We start from the raw sequence: 20,615 nt of genomic DNA, 5'->3' as shown, positions 1-20,615 counted from the left end.
TACTGAGCCGCATCATGTCGACCCCTGTGCCAGCCGCGAGCCCGGCGACCTCCTCGACCGCGCGCGACCTGGACGGCGCCGCCGTCGCACGTGCGCTCGCACGCTGGTCTGCGGCCCCGCAGGCGCCCTGGCTGCACGGCGAGGTGGCGCGCCGCATGGCCGAGCGCCTGCCCGTCATCCGCAGCCAGCCCGAGGCCGTGCTGCAGTGGTGGGCACATGCCGGCGGCAGCGACGCCGTGTTGCGCGAGACCTACCCCAAGGCCCGCCAGCTGAAGGTGGAGCCGACCGCCGCACTGCTCGGCCGCAGCCTGGAGGGTGCCGCCGCACCCTGGTGGAGCGCACGCCGATGGACGGGTGCCGAACCATCGGCCTGGCTGGAGGATGACGTGCCGGCGGCCTGCGGCGGCCTGCTGTGGGCGAACATGGTGCTGCATGCCGTGGTGGATCCGCCCGCGCTGCTGGCGAAATGGCGTCGGGTGCTCGCCGTCGACGGTTTCCTGATGTTCTCGACGCTTGGCCCGGGTACGCTGCCCGAGCTGCGGGCGCTGTACCGCGAACTGGGGTTTGGCAGCCCCGCGGCGGCGCTGGTCGACATGCACGATATCGGGGACATGCTGGTCCATGCCGGCTTTGCCGACCCGGTGATGGACCAGGAGCAGCTGACGATCACCTGGCCCACGCCGCAGGCCTTGCTTGCAGAACTGCGCCACCTGGGGGGGAACGCCGATCCGCAGCGGATGGCCGGCCTGCGCACGCCGCGGTGGCACGCTCGCCTGCTGCAGGCCTTGCAGGCCCGGGCTGCGCCGGACGGACGCATCGCGCTGCGGTTCGAGGTCGTATACGGCCACGCATTCAACCCGCCGCCGCGGCCGGCGCTGGCCGCGCAGACGTCGGTGTCGCTCGACGAGATGCGTACCATGGTTCGCGCCGGCGCCACGAGGACGAAGCCGCCGTAGCCGGCTTCGCGACGGAAAGTCACGCGGGCCTTCGATGCCGCTAGAATCCCGCGGCTTTTGGTGAGCGCACGTCAATCCCTGAAGCGCCTCCCCATTTGCCAGCATTTCGCACGCAACCATGTCCGCCACCCTTGCCTCCAGCCCATGGCCTGCGCCCTTGCAGGAAGCCGGTGGGCGCGCCGGATGGCGGTGGGCTCGCATGCTCGACATCGATGGGGTTCCGGCGTTGCAGTGGGTCCTTCGCCGCAACTGCTCGCTGACGCCGCGCCAAGTGCTGCTGGCCTACCTGTCGGTGTGCACGGTGTCGCTCGGGGTGGCGGGCGCCTTCGCATGGCTCGGTGCCATGCCGGTGCTGGTATTTGCGGGACTGGAGCTGCTGGTGTTGGGCGTCGCTCTGCTGCTGCATGCACGCCATGCCGGCGACCGCGAGACGATCACGCTGTCTGGCGAGGCGTTGCGGATCGAGCATTGCTGCGGCAGCAGCGTGGAACGGATGGATTTCCGGTCGGCGTGGGTGCGCGTCGAGCCGGTGCATGGCGAAGGCTCCTTGCTCGAGTTGTCGGGACAGGGCCGTCGCATGCGTGTGGGCCGCTATGTGAGGCCGGAATTGCGCGGGTCGCTGGCCCAGGAACTGCGGCTCGCACTGCGGGCCGGGGCAGCGACACACGACGGCGGGAACGATCTGGGAATGGAGCACAAGTGACAATGAAGACGACAAAGATGCACCTGAGCCGATGGAGTCAACGGCTGGCGGGCGCCGGGCTGGCGTTGGGCGCTTCGCTCGCGGCGCACACGGCGTGGGCCGTCAACAGCCTGCCCGGCGGTCCGGCCGTCAACCAGATCGACCTGCATCCGCCCGTCACGCGCATCGCCGCGGAACAGCAGTGGCTTCACAACTTCGTGATGATCATCTGCGTGGTGATCTTCGTCGCCGTCTTCGGCGTGATGTTCTATTCGGTGTTCAAGCACCGGAAGTCGCGCGGCGCCAAGTCGGCCAACTTCCACGAGAGCGTGGCGGTCGAAGTGGCCTGGACCGTGGTGCCGTTCATCATCGTGATCTTCATGGCGCTGCCGGCCACGAAGGTGGTGGTCGCGATGAAGGACACCACCAACGCCGACCTCACCATCAAGGCGACCGGGTACCAGTGGAAGTGGGGCTACGACTACCTGAAGGGCGAGGGCGAAGGCCTGGGCTTCCTGTCGACGCTCGACGTCGCGCAGCGCGAGGCCTCGAACAGCGGCAAGCCGGAACCGGTCGACGACTACCTGCTGAAGGTGGACAACCCGCTGGTCGTTCCCGTGGACAAGAAGGTCCGCGTGATCACCACGGCCAACGACGTGATCCACGCCTTCATGGTGCCGGCCTTCGGCATCAAGCAGGATGCGATCCCCGGCTTCGTGCGCGACACGTGGTTCCGGGCCGAGAAGGTCGGCGACTACTACGGCCAGTGCGCTGAGCTGTGCGGCAAGGAGCATGCGTACATGCCGATCCACGTGAAGGTGCTGTCGCAGGAAGACTATTCCAAGTGGGTCGACACCAAGCGCAAGGAAGCCGCGGCCAAGGCCGACGACCCGAACAAGGAATGGAAGCTCGAGGAGCTGATCGCCCGCGGCGAGAAGGTCTACAACGCCAACTGCGCGGCCTGCCACAAGGCGGATGGCTCGGGTGCCGGTCCGATCAAGGCATTGGTCGGATCGCCCAAGGTGCTTGACGCCGACCACAACGTGCAGCTCGATGTGCTGCTGAACGGGCAGAACAACGGTGCCATGCCCGCATGGAAGCAGTTGTCGGATACCGAGCTGGCCGCCGTGGCGACGTACACCAAGAACGCGTGGACCAACAAGACCGGACAGATCGTGCAGCCGAAGGAAGTGGCTGCGCAGCGCGCCAAGTGACCGGCGAACGTAGACCGAACGAGGAAACCCCATGAGCGCAGTTCTCGACCACCACGGCCATGCCGGTCACGACGATCACGCCCACGATCATCCGCACGGCTGGCGCCGCTGGGTCTTCGCGACCAACCACAAGGACATCGGGACGCTGTACCTGCTGTTCAGCTTCACGATGCTGATGATCGGCGGCGTGCTCGCGCTGATGATCCGGCTCGAGCTGTTCCAGCCCGGCCTGCAGTTCTTCAATCCTGAACTGTTCAACCAGTTCACGACGATGCACGGCCTGATCATGGTGTTCGGCGCCATCATGCCGGCCTTCGTCGGCTTCGCGAACTGGATGATCCCGCTGCAGATCGGCGCGTCCGACATGGCCTTCGCGCGGATGAACAACTTCAGCTTCTGGCTGATGATCCCCGCGGCGATCATGCTGGTGGCGTCGTTCTTCATGCCCGGCGGCGCCCCCGCGGCCGGCTGGACGCTTTACGCGCCGCTGACGCTGCAGATGGGCCCGTCGATGGACGCGGGCATCTTCGCGATGCACATCCTCGGCGCGAGCTCGATCATGGGCTCCATCAACATCATCGTCACGGTGCTGAACATGCGCGCACCCGGCATGACGCTGATGAAGATGCCGCTGTTCTGCTGGACCTGGCTGATCACCGCGTACCTGCTGATCGCCGTGATGCCCGTGCTGGCAGGCGCGATCACGATGACGCTGACCGACCGCCACTTCGGCACGAGCTTCTTCAGCCCGGCCGGCGGCGGCGACCCGATCATGTACCAGCACATCTTCTGGTTCTTCGGGCACCCCGAGGTCTACATCATGATCCTGCCGGCTTTCGGCATCGTGAGCGCCATCATCCCGGCGTTCGCGCGCAAGCGCCTGTTCGGCTACACCTCCATGGTGTACGCCACGGCGTCGATCGCCATCCTGTCGTTCATCGTGTGGGCGCACCACATGTTCACGACCGGCATGCCGGTGACGGGCCAGCTGTTCTTCATGTACGCGACCATGCTGATCGCGGTGCCCACGGGCGTGAAGATCTTCAACTGGGTCGCCACGATGTGGCGCGGCTCGATGACCTTCGAGACGCCGATGCTGTTCGCGGTCGGCTTCATCTTCGTGTTCACGATGGGCGGCTTCACCGGCCTGATCCTGTCCACCGCGCCGGTCGACATCCAGCTGCAGGACACTTACTACGTGGTGGCGCATTTCCACTACGTGCTGGTGGCCGGTTCGCTGTATGCGCTCTTTGCCGGCGTGTACTACTGGGGCCCGAAGTGGACCGGCGTGATGTACAGCGAGACACGCGGCAAGATCCACTTCTGGCTGTCGCTGATCTTCTTCAACATCACGTTCTTCCCGATGCACTTCCTGGGCCTGGCCGGCATGCCCCGCCGTTATGCCGACTACCCGATGCAGTTCGCCGACTTCAACATGATCGCGTCGATCGGCGCGCTGGGTTTCGGCCTGATGCAGGTGTACTTCTTCCTGTTCGTCGTCGTCCCGATGATGCGCGGCAAGGGTGAGCCGGCTTCCCAGAAGCCCTGGGACGGTGCGGAAGGCCTGGAGTGGGAAGTGCCTTCGCCGGCGCCTTTCCATACTTTCGAGAACCCGCCCAAGCTCGACGCGACGGCGACCCGCATCGTTGGTTGAGAGCGGCATGGCAGCGTCGACACCCGAGCAGCGCAAGGCGAACGTCCGGCTGGGCCTGATCCTGGCGTCCGTTGCCCTGGTGTTCGCGCTCGGTTTCATGGCCAGGATCTGGCTGGCGGGGGGCTGAGCCTTGAGCAGGCCGAGTGAATCGTCACGGACGTCCGCCATGCGCGGCGACAACCTGCGCATGGTCGGCAAGCTCGCGGTCATCGCGGGCCTGATGTTCGGCTTCGGCTACGGGCTGGTGCCGATGTACCGGCACATCTGCGCGGCGCTGGGCATCAACGTGCTGTCCCTGACGGAGCGCCAGGCCACCGCCTACAACGCCGGGTCGTCCGGCAAGGTCAACACGCAGGTCGACACGACGCGCACGATCACCGTGGAGTTCGATGCCAACGCACGCGGGCCCTGGGACTTCAAGCCCGCCGTGCGTTCGATGCAGGTGCATCCGGGCGAGATGTCCACCGTGATGTACGAGTTCCGCAACATCCAGCAGCGCGAGATGGCTGCGCAGGCCATCCCGAGCTACGCCCCGAAGCAGGCCACGGCCTACTTCAACAAGCTCGAGTGCTTCTGCTTCAACGAGTACAAGCTCCAGCCCGGCGAGGCCAAGAACTGGCCGGTGGTGTTCGTGATCGACCCGAAGCTGCCGAAGGACGTGACGACGATCACTTTGTCGTACACCTTCTTCGAAGTGCCGGGCAAGGACAAGAGCGCTGCGGCCGAAGCGGGTGCCGGGGAGCCCCGGTCATGACGTCCGGGCTGCGTGAAGCGGCTCGGCGCAAGGGCTCGTTCCTGCACGCGCTGAAGGCGGTGGCCTGGTCGTTCTTCGGCGTACGCAAGAACAGCGAGTATGAGAAAGACGTGAACCGGCTCAATCCGCTGCACGTCATCGTGGCAGGCCTGCTGGCCGCCGCGGTGTTCGTGGCGGGCCTGGTTCTCTTGGTGAAATGGGTGGTGGGCAGCGGCGTCGCCGCCTGACCATCGCGACAACAGAGTAGGTTCGAGGAGAAGCGAGCATGTCGGCAGCGACGCATCAAGGGACAACACCCTACTACTTCGTTCCGGGCCCATCGAGGCATCCGGTGATGGCCGCGATCGGCCTGTTCTTCGTGATCCTGGGTGCGGGCCAGTGGGTCAACGGCCACCAGTGGGGCGCGTACTCGGTGCTGTTCGGCCTGATCTGGTGGGCCGTGATCCTGTTCCAGTGGTTCGGCGACGCGATTCGCGAGAGCGAAGGCGGCCTCTACGGCGCACGCATTGACGTGTCGTTCCGTTGGAGCATGGCCTGGTTCATCTTTTCCGAGGTGATGTTCTTCGGTGCGTTCTTCGGCGCGCTGTACTGGGCCCGGGTCCATTCCGTGCCCAGCCTGGGCAGCCTGGAAAACGCGTTGCTCTGGCCTGATTTCAAGGCGGTCTGGCCGAGTGCCGGCGGTGGCGTCACCGCGTCGCCCGCGGGCACCGTGGAGCCGTTCTCGACGATCGGGCCGTGGCCGTTGCCCACGATCAACACGGCGCTGCTGCTGACCTCGGGCGTCACGCTCACCATCGCCCACCATGCGCTGATCGCCGGCCATCGTGCCAAGACGATCCTGTGGATGTGGATCACGGTGTTGCTGGGCCTCGTCTTCTTGTTCGTCCAGGGCTATGAGTACGCACACGCCTACAAGGACCTGAACCTCAAGCTCAGCTCTGGCGTCTTCGGTTCCACCTTCTTCCTGCTCACCGGCTTCCACGGTTTCCACGTGTTCGTCGGCATGCTGATGCTGCTGTTCATCACCCTGCGGCTGATGAAGGGGCATTTCACGCCGGAGCGCCATTTCGGCTTCGAAGGGGCCGCGTGGTACTGGCACTTCGTGGACGTGGTGTGGCTGGGCCTCTACATCGTCGTGTACTGGTTGTGACGACGCAGGCCGCCGGCCTTCCTGCATGAGAGCGCCGCCCGGCGCTCTTTTTCATCGTGGGATGCCGGTCGGCTCGATCCAGCCCATCCAATAGGAAAACAGGATGAACAGGAACAGGGCGACCGACAACCCGACGCGCACGGCCAGGGCGCGTGCCATCCGGTTGTCGCGTCGTGGCTGGCCGGGGCGGGGCCTGCGCAGCATGAACAGCCCCGCACTGGCCAAGGCCGCCAGGATGCCGAGCAGCACCAGCGCAATGATGATTTTCATGGGGCAGGATTGTCTCTGATGCGCGTTCACCGCCGCCGGCTCGTGGCCGCCATCGCCGCCTTGCTGGCCGTGGTGCTGACCGCGCGGTTGGGCTTCTGGCAGGTCGACCGGGCGGCGGAGAAGACCGCGCTGCAGTCCGCCATCGACGACAGGGGGGCCCAGCCCCCGTTGCCGGCCGAGGCGCTCGCGCGCACGCCGGCGGAAGCCGACAGCCAGTACCACCGGCGGGTGCAGCTCACGGGCCGCTGGGCCGCTGCGTCGACGGTTTACCTCGACAACCGGCAACTGCATGGCCGTCCGGGGTTTTTCGTGATGACGCCCCTGGTGCTGCCGGACGGCTCGGCCGTGGTGGTGCAGCGGGGCTGGCAGCCGCGCGACCAGGCCGATCGCACGAAGGTGGTCCCAACCCCGACGCCCGCCGGCGAGGTGGCCGTCGCCGGCCGCATCGCCCCGCCGCCGGCCCGGTTGTACGAATTCGAGCAGCCCGGCGCGGAACGCATCCGGCAAAATCTGGATCTCGATGCGTACGCGCGTGAAACGGGTTTGACGCTGCGCCCCCTGTCGGTCTGGCAGACCGATGGCCCCCCCGATGGTCTCGAACGCGATTGGCCGCAGCCGGCGGCCACGGTGGCCCGCCATCAGGGGTATGCCTTCCAATGGTTCGCGCTGAGCGCGCTCGTCGCAGGTCTTTATGTCTGGTTCCAACTCTTCCGCCCCTGGCAGCAGCGTCGTCGGCGTGCCGGCTGACCCGGTCAGCTTCACCGTGCACTCGATGCCGGACCCCCGTGCGGCGGCATCGGACGCCTCGCAGCAGCGCCGCACGGCCCTGGGCCGGCTCAAGATGCTGATGGTGCTGCTGGTGTGCGCGTCGCCGGTGATCGCCTCGTACTTCACGTACTTCGTGATCCGCCCGCAGGGTCGCACGAACTACAGCACACTGATCCAGCCGGTTCGGGAGCTGCCCGCCGCGCTGCCGTTGGCGAACCTCGAGGGCCAGCCGGTGCCTGCCACGTCGTTGAAGGGGCAGTGGCTGCTGGTGGTGGTGGGTGACGCGGCGTGCAGCGAGGCCTGCGAGAAACGCTTGTTCCTGCAGCGTCAGCTGCGCGAGATGATGGGCCGCGAGCGAGAGCGCATCGACAAGCTGTTCATCGTCGACGACGTTGCGGCGCTGCGGCCCGAGCTTCGGGAGGCGCTGGCCGCGACGCCCCCGGCCACCGTGCTGCGCGCGCCGCGCGATGCGCTGGCGCAGTGGCTCGCACCGGAGGCGGGCCAGCCGCTGGAAGCGCACCTGTACATCGTCGATCCGATGGGCAACTGGATGATGCGTGCGCCGGCCGATCCGGACCCGGCCAAGCTCAAGAAGGATCTCGAGCGGCTGCTGCGGGGCTCGTCGAGCTGGGATCAACCGGGGCGCTGAGCCATGACGCTGGTCGATTGGTCACCCATGCTGCACCTGGCCGTGCTGGGCCTGGTGCTGGCTGCCGCGCCGCTGGCGTGGATTCGGGCCCGCCACCGTGGCGCGTCGCCCGCCCAGCGGCTGCGGGCGCTGACGCTGCTGACGCTCTTCTTCACCTTCGACCTCATCGTCATCGGTGCCACGACGCGGCTCACCGACTCGGGCCTGGGCTGCCCGGACTGGCCCGGCTGCTACGGCAGCGCCAGCCCGCTGGGCGCGCGCGAGGAGATCCACGCGGCGCAGACCGCCATGCCGACAGGCCCGGTGACGCACGGCAAGGCCTGGATGGAGATGGTCCACCGCTACGTGGCGATGGGGGTCGGCGTCCTGATCATCGTCATCGCTGCCGGCAGCTGGCGGGATCGCCGCCGGCGCGCCGGGCATGCACCGTCGCCCTGGTGGGCCACCACGACGCTGGTCGCCGTGTGCCTGCAGGGCGCCTTCGGGGCGCTGACCGTGACGATGAAGCTGTACCCGGCCATCGTGACGCTGCACCTGCTGTTCGGGCTCGGTCTGCTCGCTCTACTGGCGGTACAGGCGGAGGCCTTCGATCCCCGCCCCCTCCGGCTGTCGCGTGCCCTGCAGGCCGGCGTGGTCGCCGTGGCGCTGCTCAGCGTGCTGCAGATCGCGCTCGGCGGCTGGGTCAGCACGAACTACGCGGTGCTGGCCTGCCGCGATTTCCCCACCTGCCAAGGCAGCTGGTGGCCGGAGATGGATTTCGAACATGCCTTCACGCTGCGCCGGGAGCTGGGGCAGACGGCGTCAGGGGCCTACCTGCCGTTCGCCGCCTTGACGGCGATCCACATGGCGCACCGGCTGATGGCGGTGGTGGTCCTGCTGGCGCTCGGGCTGCTCGCCTGGCGCCTGCATGCCCATGCCGACAGGTCGGCGCGCCGGATGGCGCTCGGCCTGTTGGCGATCATGGCCTGGCAATTCACCACCGGCCTGTCCAACATCGTGCTGGGCTGGCCCATCGTCGCCGCTGTGTGCCATACGGCAGGCGCTGCGGCGCTGGTGTTGCTGCTGGCCCGCCTGATGGCCCGTTCGCTGCAGGCCCTGCCGCTGGCCGATCCTTCCGCCGATGCGCGCGCCATCCGCGCGCCGGCCTGAGCGCCTTCCTACAATCGTGTCCCTCATGACCGCCTCCTCGCCTGCTGCTCCGAGCTCCGCTCCCGGCCGCCCGACCGGTCCGCTCGCCTCTCCGGCGCAGCCGGCCTCCCGCGTGCGGCAGTTCTATGCGCTGACCAAGCCGCGCGTGGTGCAGCTCATCGTCTTCTGCGCCGTGATCGGCATGCTGCTGGCGGTGCCGGGCATGCCCCCGCTGGTGGTCGTGCTGCCCGCGGCCGTCGGCATCTGGCTCGTCGCCGCGGCCGCGGCGGCGTTCAACTGCGTCGTCGAGCAGCAGATCGACGCGAAGATGGCCCGCACCGCCTGGCGGCCCACCGCCAAGGGCGAACTGACAAACGTCCAGACGCTGCTGTTCTCGGCCACGCTCTGCGCCGCCGGGTGCGCGATGCTGTACCTGCTGGTGAATCCGCTGACGATGTGGCTGACGCTGGCGACCTTCGTCGGCTACGCCGTGATCTACACGGTCGTGCTCAAGCCGATGACGCCGCAGAACATCGTGATCGGCGGCGCTTCGGGCGCGATGCCCCCGTTGCTCGGATGGGCGGCGATGCGCGGCGAAGTCGGCGCCGAGGCGTGGCTGCTCGTGCTGATCATCTTCCTGTGGACGCCGCCGCACTTCTGGGCGCTGGCGCTGTACCGCGTCGAAGACTACGCACGGGCGGGGCTGCCGATGCTGCCGGTGACCCACGGCGCCGAATTCACGCGCCTGCAGGTGCTGCTGTACACGCTGGTACTGTTCCCCGCCACGCTGCTGCCCTACCTCTACGGCATGAGCGGCCTGATCTACCTGGCGGCGGCCTCGGCGCTGGGCGTGGCTTTCATCGCCTATGGCTTCCGACTCTGGCGCTCTTACAGCGATGCGCTGGCGCGCCGTACCTTCCGTTTTTCCATCCTGCACCTGGCGCTGCTGTTTGCTGCGCTGCTGCTGGACCACTACCTTGGCCCATGGCTCTCCATCTGACCCTTTCACGACGTGCGTGCCTCGCCGCCGGCGTCTCCGCCTTGCTGGCGCTGGCGGGCTGCGACAAGCTGTCGCCGACGCCGAAAACCGCGTTCAGCGGCGTCGACATCACCGGCGCGGAGTACGCGCAGAAGCTCGCGCTGCCCGACCCGGACGGCAAGCTGCGCACGCTCGACGAATTCAAGGGCAAGGTCGTGGTCGTGTTCTTCGGTTTCACCCAGTGCCCGGACGTGTGCCCGACCACGATGGCCGAGCTGGCCGAGGTGAAGCGCTCGCTGGGGGCTGACGGTGACAAGGTGCAGGGTGTGTTCGTCAGCGTGGATCCGGAACGTGACACGCCCGAGCTGCTGAAGGCCTACGTCACGAACTTCGATCCCAGCTTCGTCGCGCTGCGCGGCACGCCGGAAGAGACGAAGGCCGTCGCCCGGGAATTCAAGGTCTTCTACAGCAAGGTCCCGGGCAAGACCGAAGGCAGCTACACCGTCGACCACACGGCGGGTTCGTACCTCTTCGATCCGCAGGGCAAGGTGAGGTTGTTCACCCGCTACGGCAGCGGTGCGCAGTCGCTGGCTTCCGACATCAAGGCGCTGATCGCCGGCGCATGATGAAAAACGGCCCCCGCAGGGGCCGTCAGGCAACGAGGAACGAGCAGGCTCAGCCGGCGATCGGTTCCAGCGCCTTGCGCATCTTCTTCATGGCTGCGACTTCGATCTGCCGGATCCGCTCGGCACTCACGCCGTATTCGGCCGCCAGCTCGTGCAACGTCATGCCGCCGGTGGTGTCGTCGTTCACCTTCAGCCAGCGTTCCTCAACGATGCGGCGGCTGCGGGCATCGAGCGCATCGAGCGCACGCACGATGCCGTCGCCGGACAGCGCATCGCGGCGCCGGCTCTCGAGCACCCGCGTCGGCTCCTGGCTGTCATCGGCCAGGTAGGCGATCGGCGCGTAGCTCTCCTCGCCGTCGTCGTTCTGCGGCTCGAGTGCCACATCGCCACCCGACAGCCGGGTTTCCATTTCCAGCACTTCTTCGGGCTTGACGTTCAGCGCTTCTGCCACCGACGCCACCTCGGCGCTGGTGAGCGTGCTGCGGTGGGTCTGGCCTTCGGCGGCATCACCCTTCAGGCCCTGCTTCATGGAGCGCAGGTTGAAGAACAGCTTGCGCTGGGCCTTGGTTGTCGCCACCTTCACCATGCGCCAGTTCTTCAGGATGTACTCGTGGATCTCGGCCTTGATCCAGTGCATGGCGTAGCTAACCAGCCGTACGCCCTGATCGGGATCGAAGCGCTTGACGGCCTTCATCAGCCCCACATTGCCTTCCTGGATCAGGTCGCTCTGCGGCAGGCCATAGCCCAGGTACTGCCGCGACAGCGACACCACCAGGCGCAGGTGCGACATCACCAGGCGTCCGGCGCTCTCGAGGTCGCCGTTGTCGCGCAGGTTGCGCGCGAAGCGGCTTTCTTCCTCCTGCGTCAGCAGGGGGATGCGGTTCACCGCCGAGATGTAGGCGTCGAGGTTGCCGATAGGCGGCACCAGCGCCCAGGGGTCACGCACGGCGATCGCGGAGGCATTGGTCATGTTCATGGTGTTTCGAGGGGAGGATCCCCAGAAGGTTCCAGGCATATTAGCACTCGACATCGAAGAGTGCTGACGGGACCATCTATCGCAACAATAGCCTCGGATGAAATCAGCCAAGTAGACGCCGATGCTGATAGCAACTACTCACATTCAAGCCAAACCCGCTCAACCGAAGCGGGTTTCCAGGGCCTCCAATTGCTCGTCCAGCACCGCCAGGATTTCCGCGACGTTCACGGGCTTGGTCAGGTACTGCGCGGCGCCGGCGACCAGCGCTTCCTGGATGCGGGCCGTCGTCGCGTCGGCCGACACCACGACCACCGGGATGTCCGCCGTGTCGGGGTCGGCCTTCAGGTGGTGCAGCAGCTCCAGCCCGTCGATGTCGGGCAGGTGCATGTCGAGCAGCACCAGGCTCGGACGCTCGATGCGGATGGCGGCGAGGCCGTCCAGGCCGGTGCTGGAGATCTCGAGCTGGATCTGCGGCCGCTGCGCGAGGATGCCGCGCATCACCTCCGCATTGGTCTCGTTGTCCTCGACGTAGTGGACGATGCGCCGCCGGTAGAACGCCTGCGTGGGCAGATCGCCTTCCGCGAGCGAGCGCGGCAGGCCGCCGTCGCGCGCCCTCGGCAGCTGCAGCACGAAGGTGGAGCCCACACCCTCGACGCTGCGGGCCCGCAGCGTGCCGCCCATCAGCTCGGCGAGCCGCTGGCTGATCACCAGGCCGATGCCGGTGCCTTCCTCGCCCGAGGCCTCCCGGCCCAGCCGGTTGAACGGCTGGAACAATTCCGCGAGCTGCTGCTCGTTCATGCCGAGGCCGGTGTCGCTGACCTCGACCTGGACCGTTTGCGCATCGTGCAGCCGCGTCGTGAGGGTGACGCGGCCGCCGTGCTCGTTGTACTTGATCGCGTTCGACAGCAGGTTGGTCATGATCTGCTTGACACGCGTCAGGTCGCCGGTGACCACACGCGCCTGCGGATCGAGCTGTTCGTGGACCACGATGCCCTTGCGCTGCGCGGTGTGCTCGAGCAGCGAACGGGTCGCACGCAGCAGCTCCGGCACGTCGAGCGTTTCGGTCTGCAGCTTCAGCGTGCCGGACTCGATGCGCGACAGGTCGAGCGTGTCGTTGATCATGTGCAGCAAGTGCCAGCCCGCATGCTGGATCTGCGCGGTCCATTCGGTCTGGTGCGCGGCGAGCGGCTGCTGGCGGTCCAGCTCGAGCAGTTGCGCAAAGCCGAGCATCGCGTTCAGCGGCGTGCGCAGCTCGTGGCTCATCCGGGAGAGGAAGTCGCTCTTCGCGCGGTTGGCCGCCTCGGCGCTCTCGCGTGCGCGTTCCGCCTCCTGCAGCCGCAGGTGCTCGGTGATGTCCTCGACCACCCCCACCAGTCGGTGCGGCAGGCCGGCGGCATCGCGCAGCACGGTGATCACCACCGACACCCACACCGTGCGGCCGTCGCGCGTCACGTAGCGCTTCTGCCGCCGCACCATCGGCATCTCGCCCCGCACCAGCCGCTGGTTCAGCTCGACGTCGAACGCGCGGTCGTCCTGGTGCGTCAGCAGCATCGCGTCCATGGACTGCAGTTCCTCGGCGCTGTAGCCCGTCATCTCGCGCAGCCGGGGGTTGGACTCGCGGATGCTGCCCTCCAGGTCGGTGTAGATGACGCCGATCGGGACGTGATCGAGCATGTTGCGGAAGCGCTGCTCGCTCTCCCGCAGCGCCGCTTCGGTGCGCTTGCGCTCGCCCACCTCGCGCAGCAGGTCGGCCGTGCGCTCCGTCACCGCCATCTCGATGCGGCGCGCCCGGCCGGTCACCGTCAGCAGCAGCGCGCCCACCATCGCGGTGGCCAGCAGGCCCACGACGGAGAACGGCCAGGCATTGCCCAGCCCGCTGCTGCCAGCGGCGCTGCCGTCCTGCGGGCGCACCCGGATCTCCCATTGCCGGCCGGCGAATTCGACCGGATGCACGTGCACATGCATGCGCTTGCGCTGCCGGCCGTGCTCGCAGCCCTCGTCGCCCGCCAGCCGCACCATCGGTGCCTGCGGGGATGTGTCCACGATGCACAGCGCCATCGGCGCGGCCAGCGTTGCCGCCACGGCGCGCACGTGGTCCTCCAGCCGGAGCGTCACGAACGCCACGCCCCGCGCGGCCTGCGCACGCTGGGCGTCGGTGGCGGGTGCCCCGTCGTAGATCGCCTGGTACACGACGAGGCCGACGCCGCCCTGGGTCAGCAGGAAGCCGGGGCTGGCGGCCGGCTGGCCGCTGCGCATCGCTTCATGGATGGCGTCGCGCGCCGGGGCGACCGACAGCGCGTTGGCGCCGACGGCGCGCCGGTTGCGCTCCAGCGGCTCGATGTAGCGGATCGCCACCACGTCCGGCTGGCTGGCAGCGTCGGCGACGCCGCCGTCGGACCGGTCGAAGATACGGAAGTCAGGCTGGCCCTCGGCGCGCACCCGGGCTTCGAAGGATGCGATCTCGTGGCGCGACAGCCGCTCGCTCCAGCCGATCGCCTGCAGGCCGAGCGACGGCGCCAGCCAGGCGGAGGTGGCCCGCTGGAATTCCGCCGCCGACACCGCTTCCGACGCGACGAAGATGCCGTTGACCGCTTCGAGCGCCCGCAGCGGCTCGCGCAGCCGCGCGATCATCGCGCTGGAAGCGCTGGCCGCCTCCCGCTCGAACGCGGCCCGCTCGCGGTCTTCGTCGAACTGCGCCATCTGCCGGATGCCCAGGGCCATCAGCAAGGTCACGACCAGCAGCGGCAAGCCGACGGTCAGGCGCCGCGGGGCCCAGTCGGTGCGGGGGCGGCCGATCAAGGTCAGCGCGATCGGCGCGCCGATCATCGTGCCGAGCGTGTCGCCGGCCATCCAGGTCCACCACGTGACCAGCCGCGCGCCCGCTGGCAGGTAGCCCGCCGCGCTCATCGACGCCACGGCCACCGTCGCGCTGATCTGGCAGCCGACCACCGCCCCCAGGAGGTAGAAGCGCAGCAGGTCGCGGGGCTCGGTCAGCACCACGGGCTGGCTGACGCAGCGGCGCACCAGCCATGCGCCCACCATCGCCTGCAGCATCGCTCCGATCCCTGACAGGGCGGGCACGAGCATGGCCGCCGGCTCGGCATGGGCCCGGTAGGGGCCGAAGAGGTAGTTGATGGCCGTCGAACCGATGGCCACCGCGATGGCCGCCGGGACGCCCCAGGCCAGGACGGCGACCAGGGCGATGCCCGCGGCCGGATAGAGCGGCGAGGCGAGGCTGGGCGGAATCGCCACCAGCATGCCCAGCATGCCCGCCGCCACGTAGGCGGCCAGCGTGGTGGCGCCGTGCCGCCAGCGTGTCGCGGCCGTGGGAGGCTCCGATTCGAAGGGTGCGTGGCCGGTGTCGGCGGGGCGCAAGGGAGGGATCGGCGAAGGGATGCCGTCGTCGGCCTGGGACTGCGCCGCGGACATGGCCCGGCGTCGGCTAGACGTTGAACAGGAAATTCATCACGTCGCCGTCCTTGACCACGTATTCCTTGCCCTCCGCGCGCATCTTCCCCGCATCCTTGGCACCCTGCTCGCCCTTGAAGGCGACGAAGTCGTCGAAGGCGATGGTCTGGGCGCGGATGAAGCCGCGCTCGAAGTCGGTGTGGATCACGCCGGCGGCCTGGGGCGCGGTGTCGCCGATGTGGATCGTCCAGGCGCGAACTTCCTTCACGCCGGCGGTGAAGTAGGTCTGCAGGCCAAGCAGCTTGAAGGCGGCGCGGATCAGGCGGTTCAGGCCGGGCTCGTCCTGGCCCATCTCGGCGAGGAAGAGGGCGCGGTCCTCGTCGGCCATGTCGGCCAGCTCCGCCTCGGTCTTGGCGCAGATGGCCACCACCGGCGCCTTCTGCGCGTCGGCGTAGGCCTTCAGGCGGTCGAGCAGCGGGTTGTTCTCGAAGCCGCTCTCCGACACGTTGCCGACGAACATCGCCGGCTTGGCGGTGATCAGGCACAGGGGCTTCAGGATGGCGAGTTCTTCCTTGCTGAAGTCGATGCTGCGCACGGGCTGGGCCTGGTCGAGCGCGGCCTGGCACTTTTGCAGCACGGCCACCAGCTTGGCGGCTTCCTTGTCGTTGCCCGACTTGGCGGCCTTGATCGAGCGCTGCAGCGTCTTCTCCACCGTGCCGAGGTCGGCCAGGCACAGTTCGGTCTGGATGACCTCGATGTCGGCGATCGGGTCGACCTTGCCCGCCACGTGGATGACGTTCTCGTCCTCGAAGCAGCGCACCACGTTGACGATGGCGTCCGTCTCACGGATGTGCGACAGGAACTGGTTGCCCAGGCCTTCACCCTTGCTGGCGCCGGCCACCAGGCCCGCGATGTCGACGAACTCGACGATCGCCGGCACCACGCGCTCGGGCTTCACGATGTCCGACAGCGCCTGCAGGCGCGGGTCGGGCAGCTCCACGATGCCCACGTTGGGCTCGATCGTGCAGAAGGGGTAGTTCTCCGCGGCGATGCCCGCCTTGGTGAGGGCGTTGAACAGGGTGGACTTGCCGACGTTGGGCAGGCCGACGATGCCGCACTTGAGGCTCATAGGGAGGTTCCAGACAAACGAGGCGGGAGTTTAAGTGTTGCCGGATACTGCCCGGACCTCCTGCGGCTTCAAGGATCGCGATGAACGGCATCACCCTGCTCTCGGCACACACCAAGGACCTCGGCGGCGGATTCCACGTGCGCCGCTCGCTGCCCTCGCTGCCCAAGCCGGCCGTCGGGCCCTTCGTCTTCTTCGACCACTTCGGCCCGGTGGACGCCAGCGACGTGCACGACGTGCGGCCCCACCCGCACATCGGCCTGGCCACGGTGACCTACCTGTTCCAGGGCGCGATGATGCACCGCGACTCGATCGGCGCGGTGCAGCGCATCGAGCCGGGCGCCGTCAACCTGATGGTGGCAGGCAGCGGCGTGGTGCATTCGGAGCGCATGCCCGACGACCTGCGGGGCCGCGTCGACGTGCGCCACGGCCTGCAGCTGTGGCTGGCGCTGCCCGAAGCCGACGAGGAGATCGATGCCTGCTTCTCCCATACCGCGGCCGAGGCGATCCCGCAGGTCGACCTGGGGGGCGGCGTCACCGCCCGCGTGCTGATGGGGCGTGCGTTCGGCGTGGCATCGCCGGTTCCGCAGCGCTCCGAAACGCTGTACGTCGACCTGGCGTTCGCCCCCGGCGCGGCACTGGCGCTGCCGGCGCTCGCGCCCGAACAGGCGCTCTATGCCGTCGACCAGGCCTTCGTGCTCGACGGCGAGCCGGTGCCTGCGCAGACCATGGCGGTGCTGCCCGCGGGCGCCGGCGCGCGGCTGCAGGCGCCGGTGGGCGCACGGATCGCCGTGGTCGGGGGTGCACCGCTGGGCCATCGCTTCATGTGGTGGAACTTCGTCTCCAGCCGCAAGGAGCGCATCGTCCAGGCGGCCGACGACTGGGCGGCGCAGCGCTTCGCCCAGGTGCCGGGCGAAACGGAATTCATCCCGCTGCCGGACAAGCGTCCGGCCTGAGCGCTGGCTCAGAACGCGATGGTCGCCTCGCCCCGCGCGCCCACGCGCAGCACATGGTCGATGCCGGAGACGATCACCGCGTTCATGCCGAAGGTGAGGGCGCCGCCCAGCCGCGGGTCGGCACGGTAGCCGGCCAGCGTGTCGCCGATGGCGTGGCCGGTCTGGGCCGTCGCGGGGTCGACGTCGGGGATGCTGCAGCGTGAGCACGGCTTCACCATCTTCAGCGTCACCGGGCCCTGGGGCGATTCGAGCACCAGCTCGTCGATGAAGTCCTCGCCGTGCGGTTCGCCGAGCCCGTCGAGCACGAGGTTGGGCCGGAAGCGCTCCATCGTCGCCGCCGGCGCGCCGGCCGCCGCCAGGCGGCGGTTCAGCTCGGCCAGCGACGCAGTGGACGCGACCAGCAGCGGAAAGCCGTCGGCAAACGCCGTCTGCGCCTGCATGTCGCCCGTCCAGCGCGTGTCGCAGAGGCGGCGCTCGTCGGGGTCGAAGCGCACCAGCCGCGCCGGGCGGCCCAGGTAGTCGCTGAACCACTGCGCCGCCACGGCACCCATGTCGTAGGCGCGCACCTCGTCGCCCCACACCCTGGCGCGGCAAGGCGCCTCGACGCCGTCCAGCGACAGGTGCAGGGCCAGCATGCCGGGGGCCCGCAGCACCATGTCGTCGGTGCGCAGCGTCGGGCGCACGAGCTGCATGCGCGGCAGCTCGCGCTGGGTGAGGAATTCGCCGTGCTCGTCCACCACCATCCAGGCCCGGTCGAGTTGAAGGCCGGTCTCGATGAGCAACCCCTCCTGCACCGACAGCCCGGCGCACGACTTGATCGGGTGGATGTGCAGCGAATGCAGCGATACGGAATAGTCGCTCACGGTGGGGGAGGGGTGGTGGGAGGAGCGCGCATTCTGCACCTGCCGCCTGCTCCCTCCGGCGGGCGAGCCCGCGTGGGCGAGGCAGCCCGCGGGGCGCTACCTACAATGTCCTGCATGAATGCCTCGAACCCCGATCGCCAGGTCGATGTCTGCGTCCGCGGCGCCGGTGCCGTGGGCGGCAGCCTGGCGCTGGCGCTGTCGCGTCAGGGGTTGCGGGTGGTACTGCAGCAGGGGCCGGCGCACGGCCACGGGCCCGATGTGCGCGCCTATGCGCTGAACGCGGCCTCCGTGTCGCTGCTGCGCTCGCTCCGGGTGTGGGACGCCCTGCCAGCCGACGCGGTGACGCCGGTGCACGACATGAAGGTCGAGGGCGATGCGGCGCCGGGCGCGCTGTCGTTCTCGGCCTGGGAGCAGTCGGTCGAGGCGCTGGCCTGGATCGTCGACGCCGCGGCGCTGGAGGAGGCGCTCGACGCCGCGCTGCGCTTCGCGCCCCATGTCCGGCGCGTCGGCCTGGACCAGCCGGTGGATGCACCGCTGACCGCGCTCTGCGAGGGCAAGCATTCGGCCACGCGGCAGCGCCTGGGCATCGATTTCGACCTGCACTGGTACGGCCAGCGCGCGATCGCCGCCCGGCTGGTCGCCGATCGGCCGCACCACGGCACGGCACGGCAGTGGTTCCGCTCGCCGGACATCCTCGCGCTGCTGCCGTTCGAGCGGCCGCAGGCCGGCGCGTCCTACGGCCTCGTGTGGTCGCTGCCCGAGGCGCGCGCCGCCGAGATGATGGCGTTCGACGCCGCGGCCTTCGAGCAGGCGCTCAACGAGGCCACCGGCGGCGCCGCCGGCCGGCTGGTGCTGGGCAGCGACCGCGCCGCCTGGCCGCTCGGCCTCGGCCGCGCCAGCCGCTTCAGCGGACCCGGCTGGGTGCTGCTCGGCGACAGCGCGCATGTCGTGCACCCGCTGGCCGGCCAGGGGCTGAACCTGGGCCTCGCCGACGTGCAGGCGCTGGTCGAAACGCTGTCTTCGCGCGAACCGTGGCGCGGCCTGGGCGACGAGCGCCTGCTGGCCCGCTATGCGCGCAGGCGCCTGGGGCCCACCACCGCGATGGCCACGGTCACCGACGGCCTGCTGCACCTCTTCGCCCCGCCGACGCCCTGGCTGCGGGAACTTCGCAACCGCGGCCTGAGTCTGGTCGATCACCTGCCGGGCGCCAAGCGCTGGCTTGCCGGGCGCGCGCTCGGCCTTTGAAGGACACCCCATGATGAACCGCTCGCTCCTTGCCGCCGCGCTGATCGCCGCGGCCCTTCCGCTGGCTGCGCAGGAAGACGTGATCCGCAAGAACCTCGCGGAGCGCCTGCCGCAGATGCCGAAGATCGACGAAGTCACCAAGACCACGATCCCCGGCCTCTACGAGGTGCGCATGGGCACCGAGGTGCTGTACGCCGACGAATCGGGCAACCACGTCATCCAGGGCTCGATCTTCGACACCCGCAGCAAGACGAACCTCACCGACCAGCGCATCCAGAAGCTCACCGCGATCGACTTCGCCTCGCTGCCGCTGAAGGACGCGATGGTGCAGAAGCAGGGCACCGGTGCGCGCAAGCTCGCGGTGTTCGCCGACCCGAACTGCGGCTACTGCAAGCGCTTCGAGCGCGACCTCGCCACCGTCAAGGACGTGACGATCTACACCTTCCTGTACCCCATCCTCGGCGCGGATTCCGACGCCAAGGCCAAGGCCATCTGGTGCAGCAAGGATGCGCAGAAGACCTGGCGTGCCTGGATGATCGACGGCACCAGCGTCCCCAAGCAGATGGGCCAGTGCGACGCCGCCGCGATCACGCGCAACGTGGCCTTCGGCCAGAAGCACAAGCTCAACGGCACGCCGGCGCTGGTGTTCCAGGACGGGCGCCGCCTGCCGGGCGCGATTCCCGCCGCCGAGATCGAACGCCAGCTGGCCGAGGCCACCGCGCCGAAGTCCTGAGGGCCCGAGGCCCTTCGCGCGCGGTCACAATGCGCGCGCATGTCCCGGATGTCCACCGTTCCGATTCCGTCGCCCCAGGCACTGCGCCTGGGGTATGCCGGCCTGGTCCCCTTCGTGGCCGGCGCGCTGCTCGTCTGGATCGTCCTGCCCGACGCCCATCCCTACGCGACGATGGCGCTGTCGGGCTATGCCGCGGTGATCGTCTCCTTCCTCGGCGGCATCCACTGGGGCGTCTGTTTCCGCGACGGCGCGCCGGCCTCGTTCGGCTGGGGCGTGGTGCCGCCGCTCGTCGCCTGGATCGCCGTGCTGATGCCGCCCTACGCGGGCCTGGTCGTGCATGGTGCGATGCTGGCCGCCTGCTACCTCGTCGACCGCCGGATGTACCCGCGCCACGGCCTCGCCGCCTGGCTGACCCTGCGCTTCCGGCTGAGCGCCGTCGCGTCGCTCAGCTGCTTCGTGGGCGCCGCGGGCGCCTGAA

Annotated in this window: 22 protein-coding genes; 17 read left to right on the top strand and 5 right to left on the bottom strand. The window is 68.8% G+C overall.

What is annotated here, in order from left to right; all coding sequences use genetic code 11:
- Positions 1-14: 14 nt before the first annotated feature.
- From V4F39_RS12745 to V4F39_RS12710, 8 genes are all read left to right on the top strand, one after another.
- The gene (locus V4F39_RS12745) at positions 15-956 is read left to right on the top strand and encodes a methyltransferase domain-containing protein (RefSeq protein ID WP_332289837.1); all 942 of its coding nucleotides are present in this window, start codon (positions 15-17) and stop codon (positions 954-956) included.
- A gap of 199 nt (positions 957-1,155) precedes the next feature.
- Positions 1,156-1,659 carry a DUF2244 domain-containing protein gene (locus tag V4F39_RS12740; protein WP_332289836.1) on the top strand — a complete coding sequence of 168 codons (504 nt, stop codon included), beginning with the start codon at positions 1,156-1,158 and terminating at the stop codon, positions 1,657-1,659.
- A 2-nt stretch (positions 1,660-1,661) separates the two neighbouring features.
- Positions 1,662-2,852 carry a cytochrome c oxidase subunit II gene (coxB, locus tag V4F39_RS12735; protein ID WP_332289834.1) on the top strand — a complete coding sequence of 397 codons (1,191 nt, stop codon included), beginning with the start codon at positions 1,662-1,664 and terminating at the stop codon, positions 2,850-2,852.
- Positions 2,853-2,883: 31 nt separating this feature from the next.
- Positions 2,884-4,506 carry a cytochrome c oxidase subunit I gene (gene ctaD / locus V4F39_RS12730; RefSeq protein ID WP_332289833.1) on the top strand — a complete coding sequence of 541 codons (1,623 nt, stop codon included), beginning with the start codon at positions 2,884-2,886 and terminating at the stop codon, positions 4,504-4,506.
- Between the two features lie 7 nt (positions 4,507-4,513).
- Positions 4,514-4,633, top strand: coding sequence for a cytochrome oxidase small assembly protein (locus tag V4F39_RS12725; protein ID WP_332289831.1), 120 nt, complete (start codon positions 4,514-4,516; stop codon positions 4,631-4,633).
- 39 nt (positions 4,634-4,672) lie between these two features.
- Positions 4,673-5,260, top strand: a complete 588-nt coding sequence (locus V4F39_RS12720) for a cytochrome c oxidase assembly protein (protein ID WP_332289830.1) — start codon at positions 4,673-4,675, stop codon at positions 5,258-5,260.
- Positions 5,257-5,487, top strand: a complete 231-nt coding sequence (locus tag V4F39_RS12715) for a DUF2970 domain-containing protein (RefSeq protein ID WP_332289829.1) — start codon at positions 5,257-5,259, stop codon at positions 5,485-5,487. Before V4F39_RS12720 ends, V4F39_RS12715 begins: the two co-directional genes overlap by 4 nt.
- Before the next feature lie 38 nt (positions 5,488-5,525).
- Positions 5,526-6,410 (top strand): cytochrome c oxidase subunit 3, encoded by an 885-nt coding sequence (locus V4F39_RS12710; protein WP_332289828.1) that lies wholly within the window; start codon positions 5,526-5,528, stop codon positions 6,408-6,410.
- Positions 6,411-6,461: 51 nt separating this feature from the next.
- On the opposite strand, the gene V4F39_RS12705 is transcribed toward V4F39_RS12710, so the two are convergent.
- Entirely contained in the window at positions 6,462-6,680 is a 219-nt protein-coding gene (locus V4F39_RS12705) for a twin transmembrane helix small protein (RefSeq protein ID WP_332289827.1), read from the bottom strand.
- Between the two features lie 18 nt (positions 6,681-6,698).
- Between V4F39_RS12705 and V4F39_RS12700 the strand changes: the two genes are divergently transcribed.
- The 5 genes from V4F39_RS12700 to V4F39_RS12680 are packed head-to-tail and all read left to right on the top strand — an operon-like array spanning position 6,699 to position 10,830.
- A complete protein-coding gene (locus V4F39_RS12700; RefSeq protein WP_332289826.1) occupies positions 6,699-7,427 on the top strand; it encodes an SURF1 family protein in 729 nt (242 codons plus the stop codon).
- Positions 7,372-8,097 (top strand): SCO family protein, encoded by a 726-nt coding sequence (locus V4F39_RS12695; protein ID WP_332289824.1) that lies wholly within the window; start codon positions 7,372-7,374, stop codon positions 8,095-8,097. The genes V4F39_RS12700 and V4F39_RS12695 overlap by 56 nt, the downstream gene beginning before the upstream one ends.
- Positions 8,098-8,100: 3 nt before the next feature.
- The gene (locus tag V4F39_RS12690) at positions 8,101-9,246 is read left to right on the top strand and encodes a COX15/CtaA family protein (protein WP_332289823.1); all 1,146 of its coding nucleotides are present in this window, start codon (positions 8,101-8,103) and stop codon (positions 9,244-9,246) included.
- Positions 9,247-9,271: 25 nt separating this feature from the next.
- Complete coding sequence (gene cyoE / locus V4F39_RS12685; RefSeq protein WP_332289821.1) at positions 9,272-10,225, top strand: heme o synthase; 954 nt, start codon at positions 9,272-9,274, stop codon at positions 10,223-10,225.
- On the top strand, positions 10,210-10,830 hold the full coding sequence (locus tag V4F39_RS12680) for an SCO family protein (RefSeq protein WP_332289820.1): 621 nt from the start codon (positions 10,210-10,212) through the stop codon (positions 10,828-10,830). The genes cyoE and V4F39_RS12680 overlap by 16 nt, the downstream gene beginning before the upstream one ends.
- Before the next feature lie 49 nt (positions 10,831-10,879).
- Here V4F39_RS12680 and rpoH read toward each other — a convergent pair whose 3' ends face one another.
- The 3 genes from rpoH to ychF form a co-directional block, all read right to left on the bottom strand.
- The gene (gene rpoH / locus V4F39_RS12675; RefSeq protein WP_378234945.1) at positions 10,880-11,800 is read right to left on the bottom strand and encodes an RNA polymerase sigma factor RpoH; all 921 of its coding nucleotides are present in this window, start codon (positions 11,798-11,800) and stop codon (positions 10,880-10,882) included.
- A 165-nt stretch (positions 11,801-11,965) separates the two neighbouring features.
- Positions 11,966-15,235 carry a CHASE domain-containing protein gene (locus tag V4F39_RS12670; protein ID WP_332289818.1) on the bottom strand — a complete coding sequence of 1,090 codons (3,270 nt, stop codon included), beginning with the start codon at positions 15,233-15,235 and terminating at the stop codon, positions 11,966-11,968.
- Between the two features lie 13 nt (positions 15,236-15,248).
- Entirely contained in the window at positions 15,249-16,343 is a 1,095-nt protein-coding gene (gene ychF, locus V4F39_RS12665; RefSeq protein ID WP_332289817.1) for a redox-regulated ATPase YchF, read from the bottom strand.
- 80 nt (positions 16,344-16,423) lie between these two features.
- Here ychF and V4F39_RS12660 point away from each other — a divergent pair, with 80 nt between their 5' ends.
- Positions 16,424-17,296 carry a pirin family protein gene (locus V4F39_RS12660; RefSeq protein ID WP_332289816.1) on the top strand — a complete coding sequence of 291 codons (873 nt, stop codon included), beginning with the start codon at positions 16,424-16,426 and terminating at the stop codon, positions 17,294-17,296.
- A gap of 8 nt (positions 17,297-17,304) precedes the next feature.
- Here the strand turns inward: V4F39_RS12660 and V4F39_RS12655 are convergent, their stop codons facing one another.
- The gene (locus tag V4F39_RS12655; protein WP_332289815.1) at positions 17,305-18,159 is read right to left on the bottom strand and encodes an MOSC domain-containing protein; all 855 of its coding nucleotides are present in this window, start codon (positions 18,157-18,159) and stop codon (positions 17,305-17,307) included.
- Between the two features lie 105 nt (positions 18,160-18,264).
- Between V4F39_RS12655 and V4F39_RS12650 the strand changes: the two genes are divergently transcribed.
- Genes V4F39_RS12650 through V4F39_RS12640 form a run of 3 tightly spaced genes read left to right on the top strand, consistent with a single transcriptional unit; the run spans position 18,265 to position 20,614 of the window.
- On the top strand, positions 18,265-19,404 hold the full coding sequence (locus tag V4F39_RS12650; RefSeq protein ID WP_378234944.1) for an FAD-dependent monooxygenase: 1,140 nt from the start codon (positions 18,265-18,267) through the stop codon (positions 19,402-19,404).
- 13 nt (positions 19,405-19,417) lie between these two features.
- Positions 19,418-20,137 carry a DsbC family protein gene (locus tag V4F39_RS12645; protein ID WP_332289813.1) on the top strand — a complete coding sequence of 240 codons (720 nt, stop codon included), beginning with the start codon at positions 19,418-19,420 and terminating at the stop codon, positions 20,135-20,137.
- Between the two features lie 48 nt (positions 20,138-20,185).
- The gene (locus V4F39_RS12640; RefSeq protein WP_332289812.1) at positions 20,186-20,614 is read left to right on the top strand and encodes a DUF3429 domain-containing protein; all 429 of its coding nucleotides are present in this window, start codon (positions 20,186-20,188) and stop codon (positions 20,612-20,614) included.
- Position 20,615: the final 1 nt, after the last annotated feature.

The organism is Aquincola agrisoli (assembly GCF_036621135.1).
Classification (GTDB): Bacteria; Pseudomonadota; Gammaproteobacteria; order Burkholderiales; family Burkholderiaceae_C; genus Aquincola; species Aquincola agrisoli.
The sequence above is the reverse complement of the archived record's forward strand: the minus strand, read 5'-3'. Positions and strand labels throughout refer to the sequence as shown.

Bases quoted from the DNA above. Each gene is read 5' to 3' on its own strand.
- V4F39_RS12745 (WP_332289837.1), top strand. From the start codon at position 15: ATGTCGACCCCTGTGCCAGCCGCGAGCCCGGCGACCTCCTCGACCGCG.
- V4F39_RS12740 (WP_332289836.1), top strand. From the start codon at position 1,156: ATGCTCGACATCGATGGGGTTCCGGCGTTGCAGTGGGTCCTTCGCCGC.
- coxB (WP_332289834.1), top strand. From the start codon at position 1,662: ATGAAGACGACAAAGATGCACCTGAGCCGATGGAGTCAACGGCTGGCG.
- ctaD (WP_332289833.1), top strand. From the start codon at position 2,884: ATGAGCGCAGTTCTCGACCACCACGGCCATGCCGGTCACGACGATCAC.
- V4F39_RS12725 (WP_332289831.1), top strand. From the start codon at position 4,514: ATGGCAGCGTCGACACCCGAGCAGCGCAAGGCGAACGTCCGGCTGGGC.
- V4F39_RS12720 (WP_332289830.1), top strand. From the start codon at position 4,673: ATGCGCGGCGACAACCTGCGCATGGTCGGCAAGCTCGCGGTCATCGCG.
- V4F39_RS12715 (WP_332289829.1), top strand. From the start codon at position 5,257: ATGACGTCCGGGCTGCGTGAAGCGGCTCGGCGCAAGGGCTCGTTCCTG.
- V4F39_RS12710 (WP_332289828.1), top strand. From the start codon at position 5,526: ATGTCGGCAGCGACGCATCAAGGGACAACACCCTACTACTTCGTTCCG.
- V4F39_RS12705 (WP_332289827.1), bottom strand. From the start codon at position 6,680: ATGAAAATCATCATTGCGCTGGTGCTGCTCGGCATCCTGGCGGCCTTG.
- V4F39_RS12700 (WP_332289826.1), top strand. From the start codon at position 6,699: ATGCGCGTTCACCGCCGCCGGCTCGTGGCCGCCATCGCCGCCTTGCTG.
- V4F39_RS12695 (WP_332289824.1), top strand. From the start codon at position 7,372: ATGTCTGGTTCCAACTCTTCCGCCCCTGGCAGCAGCGTCGTCGGCGTG.
- V4F39_RS12690 (WP_332289823.1), top strand. From the start codon at position 8,101: ATGACGCTGGTCGATTGGTCACCCATGCTGCACCTGGCCGTGCTGGGC.
- cyoE (WP_332289821.1), top strand. From the start codon at position 9,272: ATGACCGCCTCCTCGCCTGCTGCTCCGAGCTCCGCTCCCGGCCGCCCG.
- V4F39_RS12680 (WP_332289820.1), top strand. From the start codon at position 10,210: ATGGCTCTCCATCTGACCCTTTCACGACGTGCGTGCCTCGCCGCCGGC.
- rpoH (WP_378234945.1), bottom strand. From the start codon at position 11,800: ATGACCAATGCCTCCGCGATCGCCGTGCGTGACCCCTGGGCGCTGGTG.
- V4F39_RS12670 (WP_332289818.1), bottom strand. From the start codon at position 15,235: ATGTCCGCGGCGCAGTCCCAGGCCGACGACGGCATCCCTTCGCCGATC.
- ychF (WP_332289817.1), bottom strand. From the start codon at position 16,343: ATGAGCCTCAAGTGCGGCATCGTCGGCCTGCCCAACGTCGGCAAGTCC.
- V4F39_RS12660 (WP_332289816.1), top strand. From the start codon at position 16,424: ATGAACGGCATCACCCTGCTCTCGGCACACACCAAGGACCTCGGCGGC.
- V4F39_RS12650 (WP_378234944.1), top strand. From the start codon at position 18,265: ATGTCCTGCATGAATGCCTCGAACCCCGATCGCCAGGTCGATGTCTGC.
- V4F39_RS12645 (WP_332289813.1), top strand. From the start codon at position 19,418: ATGAACCGCTCGCTCCTTGCCGCCGCGCTGATCGCCGCGGCCCTTCCG.
- V4F39_RS12640 (WP_332289812.1), top strand. From the start codon at position 20,186: ATGTCCACCGTTCCGATTCCGTCGCCCCAGGCACTGCGCCTGGGGTAT.